Below are 1685 nucleotides of genomic sequence, written 5' to 3'. Positions count from 1 at the left end.
GCGACCGGGCCGTCCTGCTGGCCCCCAGCGGCACCGACCTGGCCCGGCGGCTCCGGGAGGCCAAGGCCCTACGCAGCGCCCGCAAGGACCCCGGCCGGCTCGTCGTCCGCCTCGACCCCCGCGACCCGGGGGCCTGAGCGCGCGCCACCTAGACTTCGGGGCGTGGCGATCCAGAACATCCGGCTCTTCGGCGACCCCGTCCTGCGGACACCGGCCGACCCCGTCGTCGACTTCGACAAGGAGCTGCGGACCCTCGTCGCCGACCTCACCGAGACGATGCTCGACGCACCGGGGGCCGGGCTCGCCGCGCCTCAGATCGGCGTCGGGCTGCGGGTCTTCACCTACCAGGTCGAGGGCGTCGTCGGCCACCTCGTCAACCCCGAGCTCACCCTCTCGGCCGAGGAGCAGCTCGGGCCGGAGGGCTGCCTGTCCTTCCCCGAGCTCCGGTTCGACTGCCGCCGGGCGCTCAGCGTCGTCGCCCGCGGCTGGAGCATGTGGGGGGAGCCGGTCGTCCTCGAGGGCAGCGACTACCTCGCCCGCGCCATCCAGCACGAGACGGACCACCTCGACGGGATCCTCTTCATCGACCGTCTCGACCCCGAGCAGCGCAAGGCGGCGATGAAGGAGATCCGCGAGGCCGAGTGGTTCGGCGGGAAGCCGCCGACGGTCCGGGTCAGCCCGCACGCGACCTTCGGCCAGGCCCGGTGAGGGTGTCTCGATGAGCCTGCGCCTCGTCTTCGCGGGGACGCCGGAGGCGGCGCTGCCCTCCCTCGAGGCGCTCGTCGGGTCCCGGCACGACGTCGTCGCCGTCGTCACCCGCCCCGACGCGCCCACCGGTCGCGGACGCCGCCTCGCGCCGTCGCCGGTCCGGGAGCGGGCGGAGGCGCACGGCATACCCGTCCTCACCCCCGATCGACCCCGCGAGGAGGCCTTCCAGGGGACGCTGCGCGACCTCGGCCCGGACGTCTGCCCGGTCGTGGCGTACGGCGCCCTCCTGCCCGGCGACGTCCTCGCGATCCCACGCGTGGGCTGGGTCAACCTCCACTTCTCCCTCCTGCCCGCCTGGCGGGGCGCCGCGCCCGTCCAGCACGCGATCCTCGCCGGCGACGACGTGACCGGGGCGAGCACGTTCCTCCTCGACGAGGGCCTCGACACCGGGCCGGTCTTCGGGACGATGACCGAGCCGATCCGCCCGGCCGACACGTCCGGCGACCTGCTCGCCCGGCTCGCGGAGCACGGCGCCGGGCTCCTCGTCGCGACCCTCGACGGCATCGACGACGGCACGCTCGTCCCCGCGCCGCAGCCGACCGACGGCGTGAGCCTCGCGCCGAAGATCACCGTCGACGACGCCCGGGTTCGGTGGGGCGACCCCGCGCTCGCCGTCGACCGCCGCATCCGGGCCTGCACGCCGGCTCCGGGAGCCTGGACGACCTTCCGCGGCGAGCGGCTCAAGGTCGGCGCGATCGGTATGCCGTCCGCCCGCGACCTCGGCGACGTCGCCCTCGCTCCGGGCGAGCTGCGGTCCGAGCGGCACGGCGTCAGCGTGGGGACCGCGACCGGGCCGGTCGCCCTCGGCGACGTGCAGCCCCACGGGAAGCGCCGGATGCCGGCCACCGACTGGGTGCGCGGCGCCCGGCTCGAGGCGGGGGAGCGGCTCGGCGATGCCTGACGAGTGCGCGCCGAGG

General features: G+C 76.0%; 2 protein-coding genes. Both read left to right on the top strand.

What is annotated here, in order from left to right; all coding sequences use genetic code 11:
* Positions 1 to 162 precede the first annotated feature (162 nt).
* A complete protein-coding gene (def, locus tag BN12_RS21580; protein WP_048555614.1) occupies positions 163 to 708 on the top strand; it encodes a peptide deformylase in 546 nt (181 codons plus the stop codon).
* Positions 709 to 724: 16 nt separating this feature from the next.
* Positions 725 to 1669: a methionyl-tRNA formyltransferase gene (gene fmt / locus BN12_RS21575; protein WP_048556733.1), complete on the top strand. Its 945-nt coding sequence runs from the start codon at positions 725 to 727 to the stop codon at positions 1667 to 1669.
* Positions 1670 to 1685 lie beyond the last annotated feature (16 nt).

It is taken from the genome of Nostocoides japonicum T1-X7, from assembly GCF_001046855.1.
Lineage (GTDB): Bacteria > Actinomycetota > Actinomycetes > Actinomycetales > Dermatophilaceae > Nostocoides > Nostocoides japonicum.
This window is presented reverse-complemented; position numbering and strand designations above follow the sequence as displayed.